The sequence below is a fragment of the Phenylobacterium sp. genome (assembly GCF_030680185.1).
Lineage (GTDB): Bacteria > Pseudomonadota > Alphaproteobacteria > Caulobacterales > Caulobacteraceae > Phenylobacterium.
In genome coordinates this window covers 52571-72122 of record NZ_JAUXVZ010000055.1, presented here as the reverse complement: position 1 = coordinate 72122, position 19552 = coordinate 52571, and the positions used below count along the sequence as shown (strand labels likewise).

The 19552-nt window shown below is 68.5% G+C and carries 17 protein-coding genes and 1 riboswitch; of the genes, 7 read left to right on the top strand and 10 right to left on the bottom strand.

Features of this window, described 5'->3' with window-relative positions; genetic code table 11:
- Positions 1-14: 14 nt before the first annotated feature.
- The gene (gene uvrA / locus Q8L83_RS14770) at positions 15-2906 is read right to left on the bottom strand and encodes an excinuclease ABC subunit UvrA (RefSeq protein ID WP_305288217.1); all 2892 of its coding nucleotides are present in this window, start codon (positions 2904-2906) and stop codon (positions 15-17) included.
- A 103-nt stretch (positions 2907-3009) separates the two neighbouring features.
- On the bottom strand, positions 3010-4215 hold the full coding sequence (locus tag Q8L83_RS14765; RefSeq protein ID WP_305288214.1) for a dipeptidase: 1206 nt from the start codon (positions 4213-4215) through the stop codon (positions 3010-3012).
- Between the two features lie 206 nt (positions 4216-4421).
- Between Q8L83_RS14765 and Q8L83_RS14760 the strand changes: the two genes are divergently transcribed.
- On the top strand, positions 4422-6014 hold the full coding sequence (locus tag Q8L83_RS14760) for an ABC-F family ATP-binding cassette domain-containing protein (RefSeq protein WP_305288212.1): 1593 nt from the start codon (positions 4422-4424) through the stop codon (positions 6012-6014).
- On the opposite strand, the gene Q8L83_RS14755 is transcribed toward Q8L83_RS14760, so the two are convergent.
- From Q8L83_RS14755 to Q8L83_RS14735, 5 genes are all read right to left on the bottom strand, one after another.
- Positions 6001-6420 carry a PaaI family thioesterase gene (locus Q8L83_RS14755; RefSeq protein WP_305288211.1) on the bottom strand — a complete coding sequence of 140 codons (420 nt, stop codon included), beginning with the start codon at positions 6418-6420 and terminating at the stop codon, positions 6001-6003. The two genes, Q8L83_RS14760 and Q8L83_RS14755, sit on opposite strands and share 14 nt — an antisense overlap.
- Before the next feature lie 9 nt (positions 6421-6429).
- A complete protein-coding gene (locus Q8L83_RS14750) occupies positions 6430-6921 on the bottom strand; it encodes a 6,7-dimethyl-8-ribityllumazine synthase (RefSeq protein WP_305288209.1) in 492 nt (163 codons plus the stop codon).
- Positions 6922-7009: 88 nt separating this feature from the next.
- Positions 7010-7171: riboswitch (FMN riboswitch) on the bottom strand.
- Between the two features lie 66 nt (positions 7172-7237).
- Positions 7238-7681, bottom strand: coding sequence for a flagellar basal body protein (locus tag Q8L83_RS14745; protein ID WP_305288207.1), 444 nt, complete (start codon positions 7679-7681; stop codon positions 7238-7240).
- Positions 7682-7686: 5 nt separating this feature from the next.
- Positions 7687-8007, bottom strand: coding sequence for a rod-binding protein (locus Q8L83_RS14740; protein WP_305288205.1), 321 nt, complete (start codon positions 8005-8007; stop codon positions 7687-7689).
- A complete protein-coding gene (locus tag Q8L83_RS14735; RefSeq protein ID WP_305288204.1) occupies positions 8007-9113 on the bottom strand; it encodes a flagellar basal body P-ring protein FlgI in 1107 nt (368 codons plus the stop codon). Before Q8L83_RS14735 ends, Q8L83_RS14740 begins: the two co-directional genes overlap by 1 nt.
- Positions 9114-9324: 211 nt before the next feature.
- On the opposite strand from Q8L83_RS14735, the gene Q8L83_RS14730 reads away from it, so the two are divergent.
- Positions 9325-9783, top strand: coding sequence for a flagellar assembly protein FliX (locus Q8L83_RS14730; RefSeq protein ID WP_305288202.1), 459 nt, complete (start codon positions 9325-9327; stop codon positions 9781-9783).
- Between the two features lie 70 nt (positions 9784-9853).
- Positions 9854-10282 (top strand): RNA polymerase-binding protein DksA, encoded by a 429-nt coding sequence (gene dksA, locus Q8L83_RS14725; RefSeq protein ID WP_304712156.1) that lies wholly within the window; start codon positions 9854-9856, stop codon positions 10280-10282.
- A 44-nt stretch (positions 10283-10326) separates the two neighbouring features.
- On the opposite strand, the gene Q8L83_RS14720 is transcribed toward dksA, so the two are convergent.
- On the bottom strand, positions 10327-10935 hold the full coding sequence (locus Q8L83_RS14720) for a TIGR00730 family Rossman fold protein (RefSeq protein WP_305288200.1): 609 nt from the start codon (positions 10933-10935) through the stop codon (positions 10327-10329).
- Positions 10936-11006: 71 nt separating this feature from the next.
- Here Q8L83_RS14720 and Q8L83_RS14715 point away from each other — a divergent pair, with 71 nt between their 5' ends.
- Both Q8L83_RS14715 and Q8L83_RS14710 read left to right on the top strand, forming a co-directional pair.
- Positions 11007-11825 (top strand): hypothetical protein, encoded by an 819-nt coding sequence (locus tag Q8L83_RS14715; RefSeq protein ID WP_305288198.1) that lies wholly within the window; start codon positions 11007-11009, stop codon positions 11823-11825.
- A 91-nt stretch (positions 11826-11916) separates the two neighbouring features.
- Positions 11917-13671, top strand: a complete 1755-nt coding sequence (locus Q8L83_RS14710; protein ID WP_305288584.1) for an ABC transporter ATP-binding protein/permease — start codon at positions 11917-11919, stop codon at positions 13669-13671.
- A gap of 2 nt (positions 13672-13673) precedes the next feature.
- Here the strand turns inward: Q8L83_RS14710 and Q8L83_RS14705 are convergent, their stop codons facing one another.
- Both Q8L83_RS14705 and Q8L83_RS14700 read right to left on the bottom strand, forming a co-directional pair.
- Positions 13674-16907, bottom strand: coding sequence for an efflux RND transporter permease subunit (locus Q8L83_RS14705; protein ID WP_305288196.1), 3234 nt, complete (start codon positions 16905-16907; stop codon positions 13674-13676).
- A 33-nt stretch (positions 16908-16940) separates the two neighbouring features.
- On the bottom strand, positions 16941-18005 hold the full coding sequence (locus Q8L83_RS14700) for an efflux RND transporter periplasmic adaptor subunit (RefSeq protein WP_305288195.1): 1065 nt from the start codon (positions 18003-18005) through the stop codon (positions 16941-16943).
- Between the two features lie 242 nt (positions 18006-18247).
- Here Q8L83_RS14700 and gloA point away from each other — a divergent pair, with 242 nt between their 5' ends.
- Both gloA and Q8L83_RS14690 read left to right on the top strand, forming a co-directional pair.
- Positions 18248-18688, top strand: a complete 441-nt coding sequence (gloA, locus tag Q8L83_RS14695; RefSeq protein ID WP_305288193.1) for a lactoylglutathione lyase — start codon at positions 18248-18250, stop codon at positions 18686-18688.
- Positions 18688-19515 (top strand): aldo/keto reductase, encoded by an 828-nt coding sequence (locus Q8L83_RS14690; protein ID WP_305288191.1) that lies wholly within the window; start codon positions 18688-18690, stop codon positions 19513-19515. The genes gloA and Q8L83_RS14690 overlap by 1 nt, the downstream gene beginning before the upstream one ends.
- Positions 19516-19552: the final 37 nt, after the last annotated feature.

The following is a 19552-nucleotide window of genomic DNA, read 5'->3' as shown; positions in this document are numbered from 1 at the left end:
AAGTTCTCCAGGGTTCAGGCGCTCTTGCGGCGGGCCAGGCGGCGCTGTTCGTGGCGGTCCAGCACGTCCTTGAGATAGCGGCCGGTCCAGCTGGCGGGCTGGGCGGCCACGGCCTCGGGCGTACCCACTGCGACGATCTCGCCGCCGCCGTCCCCGCCTTCGGGGCCGAAGTCCAGCAGCCAGTCGGCGGTCTTGATGACATCGAGATTGTGCTCGATCACCACCACCGTATTGCCCTGGTCCACCAGTTCGTGGAGCACTTCCAGCAGCTTCTGGATGTCCTCGAAGTGCAGGCCGGTGGTGGGCTCGTCCAGGATATAGAGGGTGCGCCCTGTGGCCCGACGCGACAGCTCCTTGGAGAGCTTCACCCGCTGCGCCTCGCCGCCGGACAGGGTGGTGGCTGGCTGACCGACCTTGACGTAGCTCAGGCCCACCCGCTTCAGGGTCTCCATCTTGTCGCGCACCGTCGGCACGGCCTTGAAGAACTCGGCCGCCTCCTCGACGGTCATGTCCAGGACGTCGGAGATCGACTTGCCCTTGAACTGGATTTCCAGGGTTTCGCGGTTGTAGCGCTTGCCCTTGCAGACGTCGCAGGTGACGTAGACGTCGGGCAGGAAGTGCATCTCGATCTTGATCAGGCCGTCGCCCTGACAGGCCTCGCAGCGGCCGCCCTTGACGTTGAACGAGAACCGTCCCGGCCCGTAGCCGCGGGCCTTGGCCTCGGGCAGGCCGGCGTACCAGTCGCGGATAGGCTGGAAGGCGCCGGTATAGGTCGCCGGGTTCGACCGCGGGGTGCGGCCGATGGGCGACTGGTCGATGTCGATGACCTTGTCGAAGTTCTCCAGCCCCTCGATCCGCTCGTGCTGGGCCGGGGCGTCGCTGGCGTTGTGCAGACGGCGGGCGGCGGCCTTGTAGAGGGTCTCGATGGTGAAGGTCGACTTGCCGCCGCCGGAGACGCCAGTGATGCAGGTGAAGACGCCGACCGGGATCTCGCCGGTCACGTCCTTCAGATTGTTGCCGCTGGCGCCGATGATGCGGACCATCTTCTTCTTGGAGATGGGGCGGCGATCCCGGGGGACAGCGATTTCACGGACGCCGGACAGATACTGGCCCGTCACGCTCTTGGGGTTGGCGATCACCTGTTCGGGCGTGCCCTCGGCGACGATCGTGCCCCCATGCACGCCGGCGGCCGGGCCCATGTCGATCACATAGTCGGCCGTCAGAATGGCCTCTTCGTCGTGCTCGACCACCAGCACCGAATTGCCCAGGTCGCGCAGGCCGCGCAGGCTGTTGAGCAGGCGGGTGTTGTCGCGCTGGTGAAGGCCGATGGAGGGCTCGTCCAACACATAGAGCACGCCGGTGAGCCCTGAGCCGATCTGGCTGGCCAGGCGGATGCGCTGGCTCTCGCCGCCCGACAGGGTGCCGGAATTGCGCGACATGTTGAGATAATTCAGGCCCACATCCACCAGGAACCGCAGGCGATCATTGATCTCCTTCAGGATCCGCCGGGCGATCTCCATCTGCTTGTCGGTGAGGGTCTGCTCCAGCGAGGTGAACCACTCGCCAGCGTGCTGGATCGACAGCCGCGAAATCTCGCCGATGTGCCGGCCGTCGATCTTCACGGCCAAGGCCTCGGGCTTCAGGCGGTAGCCGTGGCAGACCTCGCAGGGGGTTTCCGACTGGAAGCGGCCCAGCTCCTCGCGCACCCAGGCCGAGTCGGTCTCGCGCCAGCGGCGCTCCAGGTTCGGCAGCACGCCCTCGAAGGTCTTGTTGACCTCGTACTTGCGGGCGTTGTCGTCATAGACGAAGTGGATCTTCTGACCCTTGGACCCGTGCAGGATCACGTCCTTGGCGGCGTCGGGCAGCTTCCACCACGGCTCGTCCATCGAGAAGTCGTAGTGGCGGGCCAGGGCCTGCAGGGTCTGCGTGTAGAGGGGCGAGGGGCCTTTGGACCAGGGCGCCACCGCGCCCTTGTGCAGGGGCTTGTCCTTGTCGGGAACCACCAGGTCGGTGTCGAAGGCGAGCTTGGCGCCGAGGCCATCGCAGGCCGGGCATGCGCCGAAGGGGTTATTGAACGAGAAGAGCCGGGGCTCGATCTCGCTGATGGTGAAGCCCGAGACCGGGCAGGCGAAGCGCTCGGAAAAGATGATCCGGCGGGGCTCGGTCTCGCCCTCGGCGACATCGGCCCACTCGGCCGTGGCGATGCCGTCGGCCAGGCGCAGGGCCGTCTCCAGGCTGTCGGCGTAGCGGCTTTCCTGGTCGCCGCGGGTGACCAGCCGGTCCACGACGATATCGATGTCGTGCTTGAACTTCTTGTCGAGGGTGGGCGCGTCCTCGATGGGATAAAAGGTCCCGTCGATCTTCAGCCGCTGGAAGCCCGCCCGCTGCCACTCGGCGATCTCCTTTCGGTACTCGCCCTTGCGGCCGCGGATCACCGGCGCCAGCAGATAGAGCCGCTCGCCGTCGGGAAGGGCGGTCAGCTTGTCGACCATCTGGCTGACGGTCTGGCTCTCGATGGGCAGGCCGGTGGCCGGCGAATAGGGAATGCCCACCCGCGCCCACAGCAGGCGCATATAGTCGTGAATCTCGGTGACCGTGCCGACGGTGGAGCGGGGATTGCGGCTGGTGGTCTTCTGCTCGATGGAGATGGCTGGCGACAGACCCTCGATCAGGTCCACGTCCGGCTTGCTCATCAGTTCCAGGAACTGTCGGGCATAGGCCGAGAGGCTCTCCACATACCGGCGCTGACCCTCGGCATAGATGGTGTCGAAGGCGAGCGAACTCTTGCCCGACCCGGACAGGCCTGTGAGCACGACCAGCTCTCCCCGCGGGATGTCGACATTGACGTCCTTGAGGTTGTGCTCCCGCGCGCCGCGCACGCGGATGAAGTTCAGCTGATCGGCCATGATTGTCCTGGAAGCCCTGCCGGCCGCCCAGGTTCCAGACAGCCGGTTTCTATGTAGTGCCGGGACTCAGAGATAACACGAGAACAAGCCGGGAACAAAGAGCTCAGCGGGCCGCCGCGGCCTGGACCTCGGCGAAGACCCGCAGGGCGTTGCCGCCCCAGAACTTGTTCAGATCCTCCTGGGTGAAGCCGGCCGCCACTAGGCGCTCGGTGAGCGTCGGGAAGGTGGTGACGTCCTCCAGGCCCTCGATCCCGCCGCCGCCGTCGAAGTCGCCCGACAGACCCACATGGTCGATGCCGGCCACCTCGACCACGTGCAGGATGTGTTTCATCAGGTCGTCGAGATTGGCCTGGGGCAGGGGATAGGCCGCCTCGATGGCCGCCAGCTCGGCCAGATAGGCGTCGCGGTTCTCCGCCGCCACGTCCCGGCGCTGGCCGTACTTGGCGGTGAGCGCGGCGAGCGCGGCCTGACGTTCGGGGATGCGCGGCACATCCACCATGTATCCGGAGAAGGCGTTGACCTGGATGACCCCGCCCTTGGCCGCCAGCTTGCGCAGCAGGTTGTCGGGGATGTTGCGGGGATGGTCGTAAACCGCCTTCACGCCCGAGTGCGACAGGATCACCGGGGCGGTGGAGAGGTCGAGGATCTGGTCCAGGGTCCGGTCCGAGGCGTGGCTGGGATCGATCACCACGCCAAGCTGGTTGGCGCGGGTCACGAAGGCGCGGCCCTTTTCGCTCAGTCCGCCCCATTCGGGACCCTTGGGATCGGTGGAGGAGTCGGCCAGGTCGTTATTGGCGAAGTGCACCGGTCCCATCATGCGGACGCCGAGCTTGTAGAAGGTGTCCATCAGGGTCAGGTCGCCGGCGACCGGCGCGCCGTTCTCGATGCTGATGAAGACGAACTTCTTGCCCGCCGCCTCGGCCGCGGCGGCCTCGGCCGGCGTGGTGACCAGCGCGAAGTGCTCGTGCTCCCTGGCCGTCATCTGCAGGATCTCGGCGGCCCGGACGAAGGCGTGGTCCCGGGCCTCGGCGTCGGCCGCGGGGCCGCGGCCCCTCTGCGGGGTGAAGATGACGAAGACCCCGCCATCGACGCCGCCTTCGACCATGCGGGGATAGTCCACCTGGGTGCCGTCCACGGCGACGTCGTGGCGCTCCATGATGCTCCAGCCCTCGGCCCCGAAATTGGCCGGGGTATCGAAGTGGGTGTCCAGCACGGTGGCCGCCTCGTGCATCTGGGCCGGGGTCTGGGCGAAGGCTGCGGCCGCCGCCGTGGACAACAGGCCGGCGAGCAGGATGGAGCGGATGTTCACGGAGGACCCCCAGATGTGATTGCGGCCGGAGGTTAGGTCGCCGGACTATCCCAGCGCAACGGCCGAGGTGGCGCGCCCCTGGCGAATTTGCGCGCCGGCCCGGAGGCGACTACATGCAAGGCGCCATCTGAGAGGAGAGACCGACATGCGCGCCGCGACCGACGTCCGCACCGCCCTGCCTGTCCACGTCGCCACGGTCTCCTCGCATGTCTGCGCCCTTCGTCACCCTCGATGGTCTTTCCTACAGCACCCCTGACGGCCGTCGCCTGATCGACGACCTGACGCTCGCCTTCGGGCCCGAGCGCATCGGCCTGGTCGGCCGCAATGGGGTGGGCAAGACCACGCTTATCCGCCTGATCCTTGGCGAGCTGACGCCAGCCGCAGGCGCAGTCTCCATCCAGGGTCGCATTGGCGTTCTGCGCCAGATGGTGGAGCCGCCGCCGGCCGCCCGCGTGGCCGACCTCATGGGGCTGGGCGAACCGCTCTCACGGCTGGCGCGGCTCGAGGCGGGCGCCGGCGACGAGCGCGACCTCGCCGAGGCCGACTGGACCCTGCCGGCGCGGCTTGAGGCGGCCCTGGTTCGGGTGGGCCTGGCCGGGCTCGACCCCCTGCGCCGCGCGGCCAGTCTAAGTGGCGGGGAGGCGACGCGGGCGGCCCTGGCCGGTCTGCTGGTCCAGGCGCCGGACATGCTGATCCTCGATGAGCCGACCAACAATCTCGACGCCGAGGCGCGAGCGCTTGTGGCTGAGGTTCTGGCGCAGTGGCGCGGGGGCGCGATCGTGGTCAGCCACGACCGGGAGCTGCTGCGTCAGACCGACCAGATCCTGGAGCTTTCGGGCCTTGGGGCGCGGCTCTATGGCGGGAACTACGACCTCTATGCGGCGCGCAAGGCGCAGGAGCAGGCCACGGCCGAACAGACGCTCGAGACGGCCGCGCGTGATCTGGCGCGAGCCGGCCGGGACGCCCAGCGCGATCGTGAGCGCAAGGCGCGACGGGACGCGGGCGGCCGGCGCTTCGCCGCCCGGGGCAGCGAGCCGAAGATCCTGCTGGGCGCCCGGGCCGAGCAGGCGGAGAATTCGGGTGGCCGTCAGAACCTGCTGGCCGAGCGTCGCCGAGAAGCCCTGAGCGCGCGGCTCGCCGAGGCGCAAGGGGCGGTGGAGCAGGTGCGAAGGCTCGGCTTCGACCTGCCGTCCTGTGGGCTGGCGGCCGGGCGGCGTGTGCTCACCCTCGACAAGGTCGCCTACAGCTTGGCCGACGGGCGTCGGCTGTTCGAGGACCTGTCCCTGGATATTGCGGGGCCGGACCGTGTGGCCATCGTCGGCCCCAACGGATCGGGCAAGACCACTCTGCTGAAGCTGGCTTCCGGCGAGATTACGCCGCAGGCCGGAACGGCGCGGCGATGGGTTCCCGCCGCCGTGTTCGACCAGCAGGCGGCCATGCTGCGACCGCAGGAGACTCTGCGCGAGGCCTTCCTGCGCCTCAACCCGGACGCCGACGCCAATGCGGCGCACGCCGCGCTGGCCCGTTTCCTGTTCCGCAACAGCGCCGCCGACCGGCGGGTGGCCAGTCTCAGCGGCGGGGAGCGGCTGCGCGCGGCCCTGGCCTGTGTGCTGATGGCCAGGACGCCGCCGCAACTGCTGATCCTGGATGAGCCGAGCAACCACCTCGACCTCGACTCGCTGGCCGCGGTCGAGGTGGCGCTGCGGGACTATGACGGGGCGCTCCTCATCGTCAGCCACGACCGCGATTTCCTCGCAGGCGTCGGCGTCGAACGAGAGATCCGCCTCAATCCCGGCTGACGACCCGGAATACGCCGTTGGCCCGCGCGCACGGCTTGCCGTCGGCCGTGACGAAGGCCTGGGCGAAGCAGAGGGTCGAGCCTGGCTTCACGAAGTCGGTCTCGAACGCCAGCCATTGGCCAAGCTGAGCGGCCGCCAGGAAGTCCAGGTTCAGGTTCACCGTCACCAGGGACCGGTCGCCGCCAAGCCGATGGGCGCAGGTCAGGCCCATGGCGTTGTCGGCCAGGGCCATCAGCAGGCCGCCATGGACGAACCCCCGGCCATTGGCGTGAGCCGGACCGGCGCGAAGCCCCAGGATGACGGCGCTGTCGGTCCGGCGGACGAACAGCGGCTCCCAGGGTTCGGTCAGCGGGCTGCGTCGATCATGCGGGACGAAGCCCTCGGGCGGGGCGGGACCGGTTTCCATGGCGAACCCTCACGCCGCCAGCTTGGCGAGGTTCTCCAGGGTGAGCACGCAGGCCTCGGCCGCCTCCGCGCCCTTCTTCCGGAAGTGGGTGTGGAAGAAGTCGTGATGCGCCTCATGCTCATGGAAGTGGTGCGGGGTCAGGACCACCGAGAAGACGGGCGTCTGGGTGGCGAGCTGGACCTGCATCAGGGCGGCGACCACGGTCTGGGCCACGAAGTCGTGCCGGTAGATGCCGCCATCGATCACGAAGGCTGCGCCCACCACGGCGGCGTAGCGGCCGGTGTGGATCAGGCTCTGGGCGTGCAGCGGGATCTCGAAGGCGCCGGGGACTTCGAAGCGGTCGATGCGGTCGGGGCCGAAGCCTCGCTCGCCCATGGCGTCGGTAAAGCCGGCATGGGCTTCGTCGACGATGTCGCGATGCCAGAGGGACTGGACAAAGGCGATGCGTCCGGCGCGGTAGGCGCCATTGGCGGTGGGAAGTTCATAGGCAGCTTGGGTCATGGTCGTTTCCCTGACGGGTGGATGAACCACGACTCAGGGGCGCGCTGGACGGACCATGGGGGCGCACGCGCCCTCAATGGTGTCGCCCAACGGTTCTCATAACCGGACTCTAACCGTCGGCCCCGGGATCACACCGGGTCTGCTCGTCCCTGGCGGCGGTGAGGCCGACAGGCGCCCGCGGGCTCGTCCGGATCCTTGCAGATCCGGCATTACCGCCGGTGGGGAATTACACCCCGCCCTGAGAACGTAGATCGCCGGAACCCCCGGCGACGGGGTCAGACTAGCCGCAAATCTGGGCGCTAAACAAGCGTTTGGATCAGGCGCGCTTGTTCAGGGTGATGGCGGTGGCCGTGTTGTTGGTGGTCTGGCTGGAGCGGGGACCATAGCCCACGGCCTGGCTGCGCTGCGCCGTGACCTCGTCGGCGATGGCCTTGACGAGGCCCTCGGTGATGGTGCGCGCCGCCTCGATCGCCCGGCCCTGGCGGGCGAGAACGGCGTCGAAGGCTTCGGTGGCGCGGACCAGGCGGGCGCGCTGGGCCAGGGGCGCGGACGCCACCAGGGTCGGATCGGCCCGCACCCGGGCGGATTCGTGGCGGTAGAGATTGGCCAGCCGGGTGGTTTCCTCCAACTGAGCCGCGGCGTGATGCGGTCGGCCTTCCTCGAAGGCCTGGGCGCTCTGGGCCACAAGCTCGGTCAGGCGCTCGGTCAGCATGACCAGTTGTTCGACGCGGTCCTGCGCGTCCGTCGCGGCGATCGCCATGGCGGCTACTCCTCCAGGCCTTGAAGTTTCAACATTTCGCGGGCCACCGTGTCGGCAAGGCCTACGCCACCGCTCTTGATGGTCTCACGGGCGAAGGCCTCGGTGAGGAAGGAGCGGAACTGGTTTTCCGCCTGGCCGCCGCCAAACGGCGCGGAAACCTCGGTGGCGGTGAACATCTGCTGCATCATGATCGACAGGAAGGCCGCTTCGAAGTCGGCGGCGGTCTTCTCGATCTGGCCGCGTTTGGCCAGCTCAGCGGTGTTGGCGGCGCCCTCGGCGGCCTGGGAGGCGGGGGTGATGGCGGAGATCGGCGAAAGCGCGCTCATCACATCACCTCGATATCGGCCTGCAGGGCGCCGGCGGCCTTGATGGTCTGCAGAATGGAGATCATGTCCCGCGGGGTGACCCCCAGAGCATTGAGGCCGGCCACCAGGTCGGAGAGCGACGCGCCGCTGCGCACGGTCAGGAACTGCCGGCCGCGCTCTTCCTCCACATCGACTTCGGTCTGCGGAACGACGACCGTCTGGCCCTGGCTGAAGGGGGCCGGCTGGACCACGGCGGGGAATTCCTGGACGCGGATGGTCAGGTTGCCCTGGGCGATGGCCACGGTCGAGACGCGGACGGCCTCGCCCATGACGATGACGCCGGACACCTCGTCGATGACCACCTTGGCCGGGGTGTCGGGGCTGACCGAGAGGTTCTCGATCTGCGCCATGAAGGCGGTCATGTCGTGGCCGGCCGGCGGGCGCACCGCGACGATGGTCGGGTTCTGGGCGTAGGCGGTGCCGGGGAACTGGCGGTTCACCGCCTCGGCGATCCGGCGCGAGGTGGTGAAGTCGGGATTGCGCAGGGTCATCCGCATCTGGCCCATGGAGGCGAGCTGGAAGCCCAGCTCCCGCTCCACCAGGGCGCCGCCGGCGATGCGGCCTGCGGTCGGGACGCCCTTGGAGATGGAGGAGCCCGAGGCGCCGCCGGCCGAGATCGAGCCGGTCTGGACCGTGCCCTGCGCCACCGCATAGGCTTCGCCATCGGCGCCCATCAGCGGGGTCACCAGCAGGGTGCCGCCCTGCAGGCTCTTGGCGTCGCCCATGGCCGAGACCGTGGCGTCCACCGGCGAGCCGGCCGCGGCGAAGGCCGGCAGCCGCGCAGTGACCATCACGGCGGCGACGTTCTTGGTGTTGATGTTGGCGTCGCGGGTGTTGACGCCCATCCGCTCCAGCATCCCCTCCAGGCTCTGGCGGGTGAAGGGGGCGTTGCGCAGGGAGTCGCCGGTGCCGTTCAGCCCGACGACGATGCCGTAGCCCACCAGCATGTTGTCTCGCACGCCCTCGAACTCGACGATGTCCTTGATGCGGGACGCCGACAGGGCGGGGCTGGCCGCCAGGCTGGCGGCGATCAGGATGGCGCTGAACAGTCGGAACGGGTGGGACATTGAGTCTCGCCGGGCATGAGGAACCTGGCCCTGCCCCTGCGACGACCATGCCAGATGGGCGAGCGCCAAAAGTCTAACAAATACAGTTAACGCGCCGCGCGGCGTGCCGGGGGAAGGGCGGCAAGCTGCAGAAATTGCCCGGCATTAACCATACCCTAAGAGCGCGGGCTCAAAGGTCCCGCTTGAGTTCAGTCCGTGTGAAGTGGGTCGCATGAAAGTCAGTGGCGCAGGCGGCGCAGGCAGCGCTTCAGGTCCGGGTCGGACCCGGGGCGCGCAGGGCGGCGAGGGGTTCAGACTGCCGACGGCGGGCGGTGCGGCGTCGACCGCCGCCGCCGGGCCGACCACCGGGGTTTCGGCCCTGGGGGGCGTGGGCGCTCTGCTCGCCCTGCAGGAAACCGGCGGGCCGCTGGAGCGTAAGCGCCGCGCCGTCAGCCGCGCCGGGCGCATTCTCGACGTGCTCGACGAGGTGAAGATCGCCCTGGTGGGCGGGGACCTCTCCATGAACCAGCTGGAGCGCCTGGGCCGCGCGGTCCGCGAGGAGCGGGACCAGACCGAAGATGCCGCCCTGGAAGGCGTTCTCAACGAGATCGAGACCCGGGCGGCCGTCGAACTGGCCAAACTCGAGATGGCCCGTTCTGCTGCTCTTCCGGTGCGAAGTGAGTCGCGTTGAATGTCCCCGGAGTTCTGCTATATAGCCGCCTCCCAAGTTCCGGGGATACGTCCAGGGGCGTGAGGTATCGATTATGTCGACCACTGTCTTGGCTAAAGAAGACTCCTATCGTCCGTCTGAGGACGAAGAGTTCATGAACGACCGTCAGGTCGAATATTTCCGACAGAAGTTAAACGACTGGAAGGAAGAGATTCTTCGTGAATCTCGCGAGACGCTGTCGCACCTCCAGAACGAAACTGAAAACCTGCCTGACGACATCGATCGCGCCTGGTCGGCGACTGATCGTGCGCTTGAATTGCGTACCCGTGATCGCCAGCGAAAGCTGATCTCCAAGATCGACGAGGCCCTGCGCCGGATCGAGGACGGGAGCTATGGCTATTGCGAAGAGACTGGCGAGCCCATCGGCCTGGCCCGACTTGAAGCGCGCCCCATCGCCACCCTCAGTCTTGAAGCCCAGGAACGCCACGAGCGCCGTGAGCGCGTCCATCGCGACGACTGACGCGACAGGGGCTCGGCGGACTCATCGGTCGGGTCCTCGACGCCTCAGGTGATCTGCGTGGCGGTCAGGGGGGCGTCATCGTCATCGCCCGCCGCCAGACGCGCCTGGATCAGGGGCAGGATATCCTCCACCCGGGTCGCCACCGCCCAGCTGTCCATGAACTCCGGCGGAGTAAGACGGGCGTCCACCGTATGCTGCAGCAGCTGGAACAGTGGCTCCCAGAACCCGTCGGGGCTGTAGAAGACCACCGGCTTGCGGTGCAGGTCCAAGCGTCGCCAGGACAGGAGCTCGATGATCTCCTCCAGGGTGCCGATGCCGCCGGGCAGGACCACGAAGCCGTCCGAGCGCTCGAACATGATCTGCTTCCGCTCGTGCATGGAGCGCACGACGATGGTCTCGACCACGTCCAGAGCCCGCTCGCGGCTGGTCAGGAACTGGGGAATAATCCCGAGCACATCGCCGCCGGCCTCATGGGCGGCCCGGGCGCAGGCGCCCATCAGGCCCACGCCGCCGCCGCCATAGATCAGGCGCAGGTCGGCGGCGGCCAGGGCGCGCCCGAAGGCGGCGGCGTCCGACAGGAAGCCGGGCTTTACGGTGTCCGAAGAGCCGCAGAACACGCAGACGGACTCGATGCGATCGGGCGAAGCGCCCATAGGGGGTGTGCCTCCGGGAAAAACGTCAGGCTCGCCAAGCGAGCCGGGAATCCGAGTAGCTAGGGTCTGACATGATACGATTCAAGGAAACCCTACCCCGAGCAGCCTTCGGTTCGATCCTGGCCCTGGGTCTTCTGGTGCAGGCCTGCGGGGAGGCGCCGGTGAGCCCGGGTGTCGGACTCAATCGTGAGCCGCAGGTCCAGGCCACCTATACCACTCCGCCCCGGGCGACGGGCGTGACCCGGGAGGGCGAGGGCCGGGTGCTGAGCGGTCGGGCCGCGCCCTCGGCCAGGGTGCGTCTGGCGACCCCTGAGGGCGAGGTGCGTATGAGCGAGGCCGACGCCAAGGGGGCATGGCGGATCGGCCTGCCAGTTACGGACGCGCCACAGATCTTCGGCCTCTCGATGACTCTGGGCGAGCGCACGATCCAGGCCGAGGGCTATCAACTGGTCCTGCCCGATGACCGTCTGGTGCTGCTGCGGGCCGGGGCCGGCGCTGTGGTGGCCGAAGCCCCCTCGACGCCTGTGGACGGCCCCACGACGCCGCGCCTGTTGGCCTTTGACTTCGACGAGGAGGGCGGGGCGGTGGTGTCGGGCCAGGCGACGCCGGAAATCGGCCTCTCGATCCGTATCGACGGCCGCCCGGTGTCCACCGACGGCGCGACCGACGCTCAAGGCCGGTTCAGCCTGCCCTTCGGGGCGCCGGTGCCGCCCGGGACCCATCGCATCGATGTGATGGGCGAACAGCTTGTCCTCACCGCCCAGGTGGATGCGACGCCGGCCGAGCCGCCGGAGAGCGGCGCCTTCACGGCACGCCCGACGTCATCTGGCCTTCGCATTGATTGGCTAACCCCCGGCGGGGGCGTCCAGTCGACGCTATTGCTCGATTGATGGGAGCCCGCGTTTGAACCCGCCTGGATTGGCCCGGGGCCGCAACAGCGGCGATCTGGCCCTGGCTCCCGACTTTCGCTTCTGGCCGGCCATGGGCGACCTGGGCCGGCTGGTCATGCGATCGGGGGCGCCACAGCTGCGCCTGCGCCTGACCGCCGCTGTCGTGCTGGTGCTGGTCGGCAAGCTGGCGGCCGTGATCTCGCCGGTGATGCTGGGGGAGGCGATCAACACCCTGTCGGTCCCCGGCGGCGTGGTGGTGATTGGCGGAGGCTTCGTGGCCCTGGCGCTCGCCTTCGCCGGCCTTCGCCTGCTGTCGGCCTGTGCGCCCTTCGCCCGCGACGCCATCTTCACAGCCGTGTCCCAGGCCACCATGGCCCGGGCCGCGGTGGAAGGCTTTGGCCATGCGGTGTCGCTGTCGCTCGACTTCCACCAGAGCAAGCAGACCGGAACCCTGGCCCGGGTGATCGAGCGCGGCGCGCGCTCCACCGACTTCCTGATCCGCAGCGTGGTGTTCAACCTCGGCCCCACGGCGGTTGAACTGGTGCTGGCCATGGGCGTCATGGTGGTGCGGCTGGACTGGCGCTTCGCCGCCACGGCCTTCCTGACGGTCGTCATCTACGCCATCGTCACCTTCAAGATCACCGACTGGCGCCTGTCCCACCGCCGGGAGCTCAACGAGGCCGACGCCCGGGCCGCGGGCCTGTCGGTGGACGCCCTGATCAACTTCGAGACGGTGAAGACCTTCGGCGCCGAATCCCGCGCCGTGGGCGCCTATGGCCAGGCGCTGGACACCTATGTGGGCGCCGCGGTGAAGGCCAACACCTCGCTCTCCCTGCTGAACGGCGCCCAGGCGGTGATCCTCAATCTCGGCCTGGCGGTGATGACCGTGCTGGCGGGCGTGGAGGTGGCGGCCGGGACCATGCGGATCGGCGACGTGACCATGGCCATCCTGCTGCTGATCGGCATCTATGCGCCGCTCAACATGCTGGGCTTCAACTATCGCGAGATCCGCCAGGCCTTTATCGACATGGAGCAGCTGGTCGCCCTGACCGGCCGGACGCCGGACATCATCGACGCGGCCGACGCTCAGGCCCTGCCGCCCGCGGCGCCGCAGGGCGCGCGGCTGGAATTCCGCGATGTGGCCTTCCGCCATGACGCCCGCAGCCAGGGCCTGCTGGATGTCAGCTTCGTGGCCGAGCCGGGGACCACGGTGGCCCTTGTCGGCCCCTCGGGGGCGGGCAAGACCACCGCCGTGCGGCTGGCCCTGCGCCTGATCGACCCGCAAGGGGGCGCCGTGCTCATGGACGGGGTCGATCTGCGCCAGATCCGCCAGTCGGCCCTGCGTGGGGCCGTCGCCCTGGTGCCCCAGGACGTGGCCCTGTTCAACGACACCCTGCGGGCCAACATCGCCTTCGCCCGGCCCGACGCCAGTGCGGCCGAGATCCAGGCTGCGGCTGAGGCCGCCGAGCTGGGCGCCTTCATCGAAGGCCTGCCCGAGGGGCTCGACACCATGGTCGGCGAGCGAGGCCTGAAGCTGTCAGGGGGCGAGCGCCAGCGTGTGGGCATCGCCCGCGCCCTGCTGGCCAATCCCCGCCTGCTGATCCTGGACGAGGCCACCAGCGCCCTGGACGGGCGTACGGAAGAGGCGATCCAGGCGACCCTGCGCAAGGTCCGCACCGGTCGCACCACCCTGGTGGTGGCCCACAGGCTGTCCACCATCGTCGACGCCGACCTCATCGTCGTGCTGCGCCGGGGGCGGGTCGTCGAGCACGGAACCCATGACAGCCTGCTGGAGGCCGCCGGCGAGTACGCCGCCCTGTGGCGGCGCCAGACCCGCCAGCGCTGAGCCTATTCGGCGGCCCGGGGCAGGGCCTCGTCATTGGCGGCGCGGCCCTCCCGCGGCCGCAGGCCAAGCCTGCGGCGGCCCCAGGCGGCGGCCCGACCCAGGCGGGCGGCGTAGACCTTGGGCGCGGCCAGCATGACCGGGGTCAGGACCAGGGTCAGCAGGGTGGCGAAGGACAGCCCCCAGACCACGGCGGCCGACAGCTGGACCCACCACTCCGACCCCGGCGCGCGGTACTCGATGTGGCCGACTCGGAAGTTGGGGTGCAGCTGGAACATCAGGGGCAACAGGCCGACCACCGTCACCACCGTGGTCAGGATGACCGGCCGGAACCGCTGGGTGGCGGCGCGCACGGCGGCGTCGTCAGCCGGATAGCCCGAGCGCCGCAGCTGGTAGTAGGTGTCCACCAGCACGATGTTGTGGCCGACCACGACGCCAGCCAGGGCGACGATGCCGGTCCCCAGCATGATCACCGAGATGTAGTTGAACGTGCCCAGGAAGTTGATCTGCACCCCCAGCAGCACGCCCACCGTCGACAGGGCGACGGCCGACAGGGTCACCACCACCCCGTAGAAGCTGTTGAACTGCCAGAGCAGGATCACGCCCATCAGGAAGAGCGAGACGGCCATGGCGACCATGAAGAACTGGGCGGCCTCCTGGCCTTCTTCGTCAGCGCCGGTGAACTTCCAGCGAACCTGATCGTCGATGTCGGCCTGTTCCAGCCAGGAGCGCAGCTCGGCGATCTTCTGGTTGGCCGCGACGCCGTCGACAGCATTGGCCTGGACGATGACCAGCCGCTCGCCATCCCGCCGCTGGATGGTGGTCACCTGCTGGGCGGGCGCCTGGCGGATGAAATAGCTGGCCGGCACCGGGCCAAGGGCGGTGGAGATCTTCAGGTCGTCGAAGGCGGCCATGTTGCGCGCCTCGGGCGGGAAGCGGACGCGGATGTCGAGCTCGTCCTCGGCGTCGTCGGGACGGAAGCGGCCGACCAGCACGCCGGTGGTGATGAACTGGATGGCCTGGCCGACAGACAGCACGTCCACGCCATAGCGGCCGGCGGCCTGGCGATCGACCGCCAGGTTCAGCTCGATCCCCGGCGAGGTGCGGTTGTCCTCCAGTTCGAACAGTTGCCGATCGGACGCCAGCCTTGCGCGGACCAGGTCCGCCGCAGCGTTCAGGGTCTCGGGATTCTGGCCGCGCAGTTCGACCTGAACATCCTTGCCGGTGGGCGGCCCGCCCTGGGGTTCGCGCACCTCGATCTGAACGCCGGGCAGGTCGGTCAGCCGGGTGCGAATATCGCTCACGATGTCGGCCCCGCGGAGGCCCAGGGCCAGCCGGTCCTCAAAGTCGACCAGATCGACCTGCAGGCGTCCCACCGTGTCATTGGGCGGTCCGCCGCCCCCGCCGCCGGGGCTGGTGGCGCCGGAGCGCGTATAGATCGAATTGACGCCGGGCACGTCCAGCAGGCGCTCTTCCACCTGCCGGACCAGGACGTCATGGGCTTCAGGCGACAGGTTGCCCCGGGCCTTCACATAGACCTGCGCCCACTCCGGATCCTCCTCGAGGAAGAACTCGGTGCGGTGCGGCGTCATGGCGAACCAGGCCACGATGGCGGCGACGATCAGGAAGGTGCCGGCGAAGGTCCGCGTCGGCGCGGCGCCCAGCGTCCACAGCGTGCGGGCGTACCAGCCCATGAAGCCTGACATCTCCCGCGGGTCTCCCCGCTCGGACTTTTCGATCTCGGCCAGATGAGCTTCGTCCACCGCGGCCTGGCGGCCGAAGATCGAGCCCAGCGCAGGGGTGAAGATCAGGGCCACGAAGATCGAGGCGCCGAGCACGTACATGAGCGTCAGCGGCAGGAAGCTCATGAACTTGCCGGGGATCGAGTTCCAGAACATGAACGGCAGGAAGGCGCAGAGCGTCGTCAGCGTGCCGTTGAGCACGGGGAAGAACATCCGCTTGCCGGCCGCGGCGAAAGCCTCTTCCTTGGACAGCCCCTCGGCCATCTTGCGGTCGGCGTACTCAACCACGACGATGCCGCCATCCACCAGGATGCCGACGGCCAGGACGAGGCCGAACATGACCATCTGGTTCAGGGTCACGCCCGAAGCGTTCAGCATCAGGAAGGCCAGCATGAAGCAGGCCGGAATGGCCGCGCCCACCATCAGCCCCTGACGGATGCCCAGGCTGAAGACGATGATCATCATCACCAGGATGGTGGCGATCAGCAGGCCGGATTCGAGCACCACCAGGGTGCGATGGATGAAGTCGCTCTGGTCATAGGTGTAGGAGACGCGGATCGTCTCGGGCCAGCGGGTCTCCTCCTCGGCGACGACGGCGCGGACCGCGTCCACCGTGTCGAGGATGTTGGCGCCGCTGCGCTTGGCGACTTCCAGCGACATGGCCGGCTCGCCGTTGAAGCGGGTGATGAAGTTGGGCTCCTTGAAGGTGCGCCGCACCTCGCCGATATCGCCCACCGTGATGACGCGGTCGCCGTTTCGCTTGATCGGCAGGCTGAGAATGTCGGCGGGTTCCTCCACCACGCCGGGCACCTTGACGGCGAACTGGCCGCCGCCGGAGCGCAGATTGCCGGCTGGCACCAGCTGGTTGTTGCGACTGATCACCTGGGCCAGCTCGCCGGTGGTGACGTTGTAGGCCTCCATCCGCAGGGGATCGATGGTGACCTCGAGCATCTCCTCGCGACCGCCGGTCAGCTGCACTTCCAGAACGCCAGGCGCGGCCTCCAGGCGGTCCTGCAGGGTGCGGGCGATGCGATAGAGCTCGCGCTCGGGCGCGGCGCCCGACAGGACGATGCCGATGATCGGCTCGCCGCTGAAATTGGCCTCTTCGATGATCGGTTCTTCGGCGTCAGGCGGGAAACGCCCGCGCGCCAGATCGACCTTGGCCCGGACCTCGGCCAGGGCCGTGTCCTTGTTGAAATCGGCCTCGAACTCCAGGTTGACGATGGCCATGCCCTGGCGGGCGGCGGAGTTCATCTCCTTCAGGCCCTCGATGGACTGAAGCTCCACCTCCAGGGGCTTGACCAGCAGGCGCTCGGAATCCTCCGGGCTGACGCCAGGATAGGGGACGACCACCGAGACGAAGGGGAAGTCGATGTCGGGATTGGCTTCCCGCGGCATGGCCAGATAGGCGAACAGGCCGAAGATGCCGGCGATCAGGGTGACCCCCAGCACGACCTTGCGTCGCTTGATGGCGCCGTCGATCAATGGACCGATCATAGTCGCAAGCCTCCTGTGCGCGCGCCTCTGGCCCTAGCGGGCCAGGGCCACGCGGACCTTCTGTCCTTGGTCGACATAGGACTGGCCGACAGTGATGACCCGGGTCTGGCCGGTGAGGCCGCGGACCCAGACGCCGTCGGCGCCTTCCTCCATCACCTGGACCGGCGCGAAGGCCACCACGTCGCCGGCGCCCACATACCGCACGCCCTGTCGGCCCTCGGAGTCGAGAACCAGGGACGACGGGGGCACCAGATGGGCTGGGCCCGAAGCGCTGGTCACCTTGACGTCGGCCGACAGGCCCGATCGCACGGCGCCGCGCGGATTGCGGGCGATGATCTCCAGCCGATAGGTGCGGGTGGCCGGATCGGCCTCCCGCGCCACGTAACGGACCTGGCCTGAGATGACCTGACCAGACACGAGGGTGGCCGTGGCCGGCTCGCCGCCGGTAAGCCGGCCAGCCTGGGTTTCAGGCACATCGCCGACGATGAGAATGGGGTCGAGCTCGATCAGCGTGCCGCAGGCCTGGCCCGGCGAGAGATAGGTCCCGATCTCGGCCTCGCGGTTGTCGAACACGCCGGCGAAGGGCGCGCGGATATTCACCTGCTCCAGGGCGATCTCGGCCTGACGGACAGCCGCGGCGGCGGCGTCCAGATTGGCCTGGTCCTGCAACACCTGCGTCTCGGAGCGGTAGCCCTTCTCGGCGAGAGAGGCCGAGGCCTTGCGCTGCAGTTCTCGCGACCGCAGAGCGGCCCGGGCCTGGTCGAGCGAGGCCTGGCGGGCGTCCACCGACAGCCGGCAGAGGACGGCGCCGCGGGAGACCACGGCGCCCTCCCGGGTCGGGGTGGCGGCCACAACGCCCGAGGTTTCGGACCGAACCACTACGCTGCGCGCGGCCGAGGTGCGGCCCCGCAGGCTGACCAGATAGGGCCGCGTCACCTCCTCGATCACGGCGACCTGGACCTGCGGCGGAGCGTCGGCCTTGGCGGCGGCTTCGGCCGGCGCGCTATTCCCGCCGCCGAGGACGGACATCAGGATGAAATAGAGCGCCAGCGCCCCGAAGACGCCGAGAATGAAGTAGTGAGACGCCTTTAGACGCATAGATTTGTTTCCCCCGGCCGCAACGAGGGCGTTTGCAGCCCGTCCAAGCCCGCATTCCCACGTTCTCTGGGATCACGCGCCGGTTGTGCTGCGCCACAGGCGCTCACGCAAATGAAATCGCAGACAGTATCGCTTTGGCGCTGTGACTGTGCCTGACGAACCGCAGCGAACGGCATAGGATTGCGGCTGAACCCGCAAGCCGCGTCCTCAGCGACGCCCAACAGTCTTCAGAGGGAGCCTTCATGAGATACCTCCACACCATGGTTCGCGTGCGGGACCTGGACGCCTCGCTGGACTTCTATTGCAATAAGCTTGGCCTGACCGAAATCTCCCGCATGGAGAACGCTGCGGGGCGGTTCACGCTGGTCTTTCTGTGCGCCCCCGGCGACGAGGAGATGGCCAGGACCAACCGCGCGCCCACGGTCGAGCTGACCTACAACTGGGACCCCGAGGACTATCAGGGCGGCCGCAATTTCGGTCACCTGGCCTATGCCGTGGATGACATCTACGCCGCCTGCCAGCGCCTGAAGGACCGCGGCGTGACCATCAACCGGCCGCCCCGGGACGGCCATATGGCCTTTGTCCGCTCGCCTGACGGCATTTCGGTGGAGTTGCTGCAGGCTGGCGCCGCCTTGCCGCCAGCCGAGCCCTGGGCGTCGATGCCCAATGAGGGGCAGTGGTGATGGCCGGCGGGACGCGGCTCACCCTCAACGATGGCCGGAGCATTCCCCAGGTCGGCCTCGGCGTGTGGCGGACCCCGGCCGATGACGCCGCCGTGGTGGTGCGCATGGCCCTTGAGGCCGGCTATCGGGCGGTGGACACCGCAGCCATCTATGGCAACGAGGCCGGGGTGGGGGAGGGCGTGCGCGCCTCTGGCCTTCCTCGGGACGAGGTGTTCGTCACCACCAAGCTCTGGAACGAAAGCCAGGGCTATGACCGCGCTCTGCGGGCCTTCGACAAGAGCCTCGAGCGGCTGGGGCTCGATCATGTGGATCTCTATCTGATCCACTGGCCCTGTCCGCAGCAGGGGCTCTACCTGGAGTCGTGGAAGGCGTTGGTCCGCCTGCGCGAGGAGGGGCGGGCCAGGTCCATCGGGGTGTCCAACTTCGCAGCCGAGCACCTGGACCGGATCATCGGCGAAACCGGCGTCGTGCCGGTGGTGAACCAGATCGAGCTTCACCCCAGGTTCCAGCAAACCGAACTTCGGGCCGCAGACGCCGCCGCCGGCGTCCTGACCGAATCATGGAGTCCCCTGGGGCAGGGACAGATCCTGGAAGACCCGGTGATCGGCGGACTTGCCGCCAAACACGGGGTGACGCCGGCCCAGGTGGTGATCCGCTGGCATGTGCAGCTGGGCCTGATCGTCATCCCGAAATCGGTGACGCCGGCCCGAATCATCCAGAATCTCGATGTCTTCGGATTCGTCCTCGACGCCGACGACATGGCGGCCATGGCCAGCCTGGACACCGTCGATGGCCGTATAGGTCCTGATCCCGCCAGCTTCGGCTGAGCGGGACGACCGGGTTCCAGCAGGGATTTAGGATGCG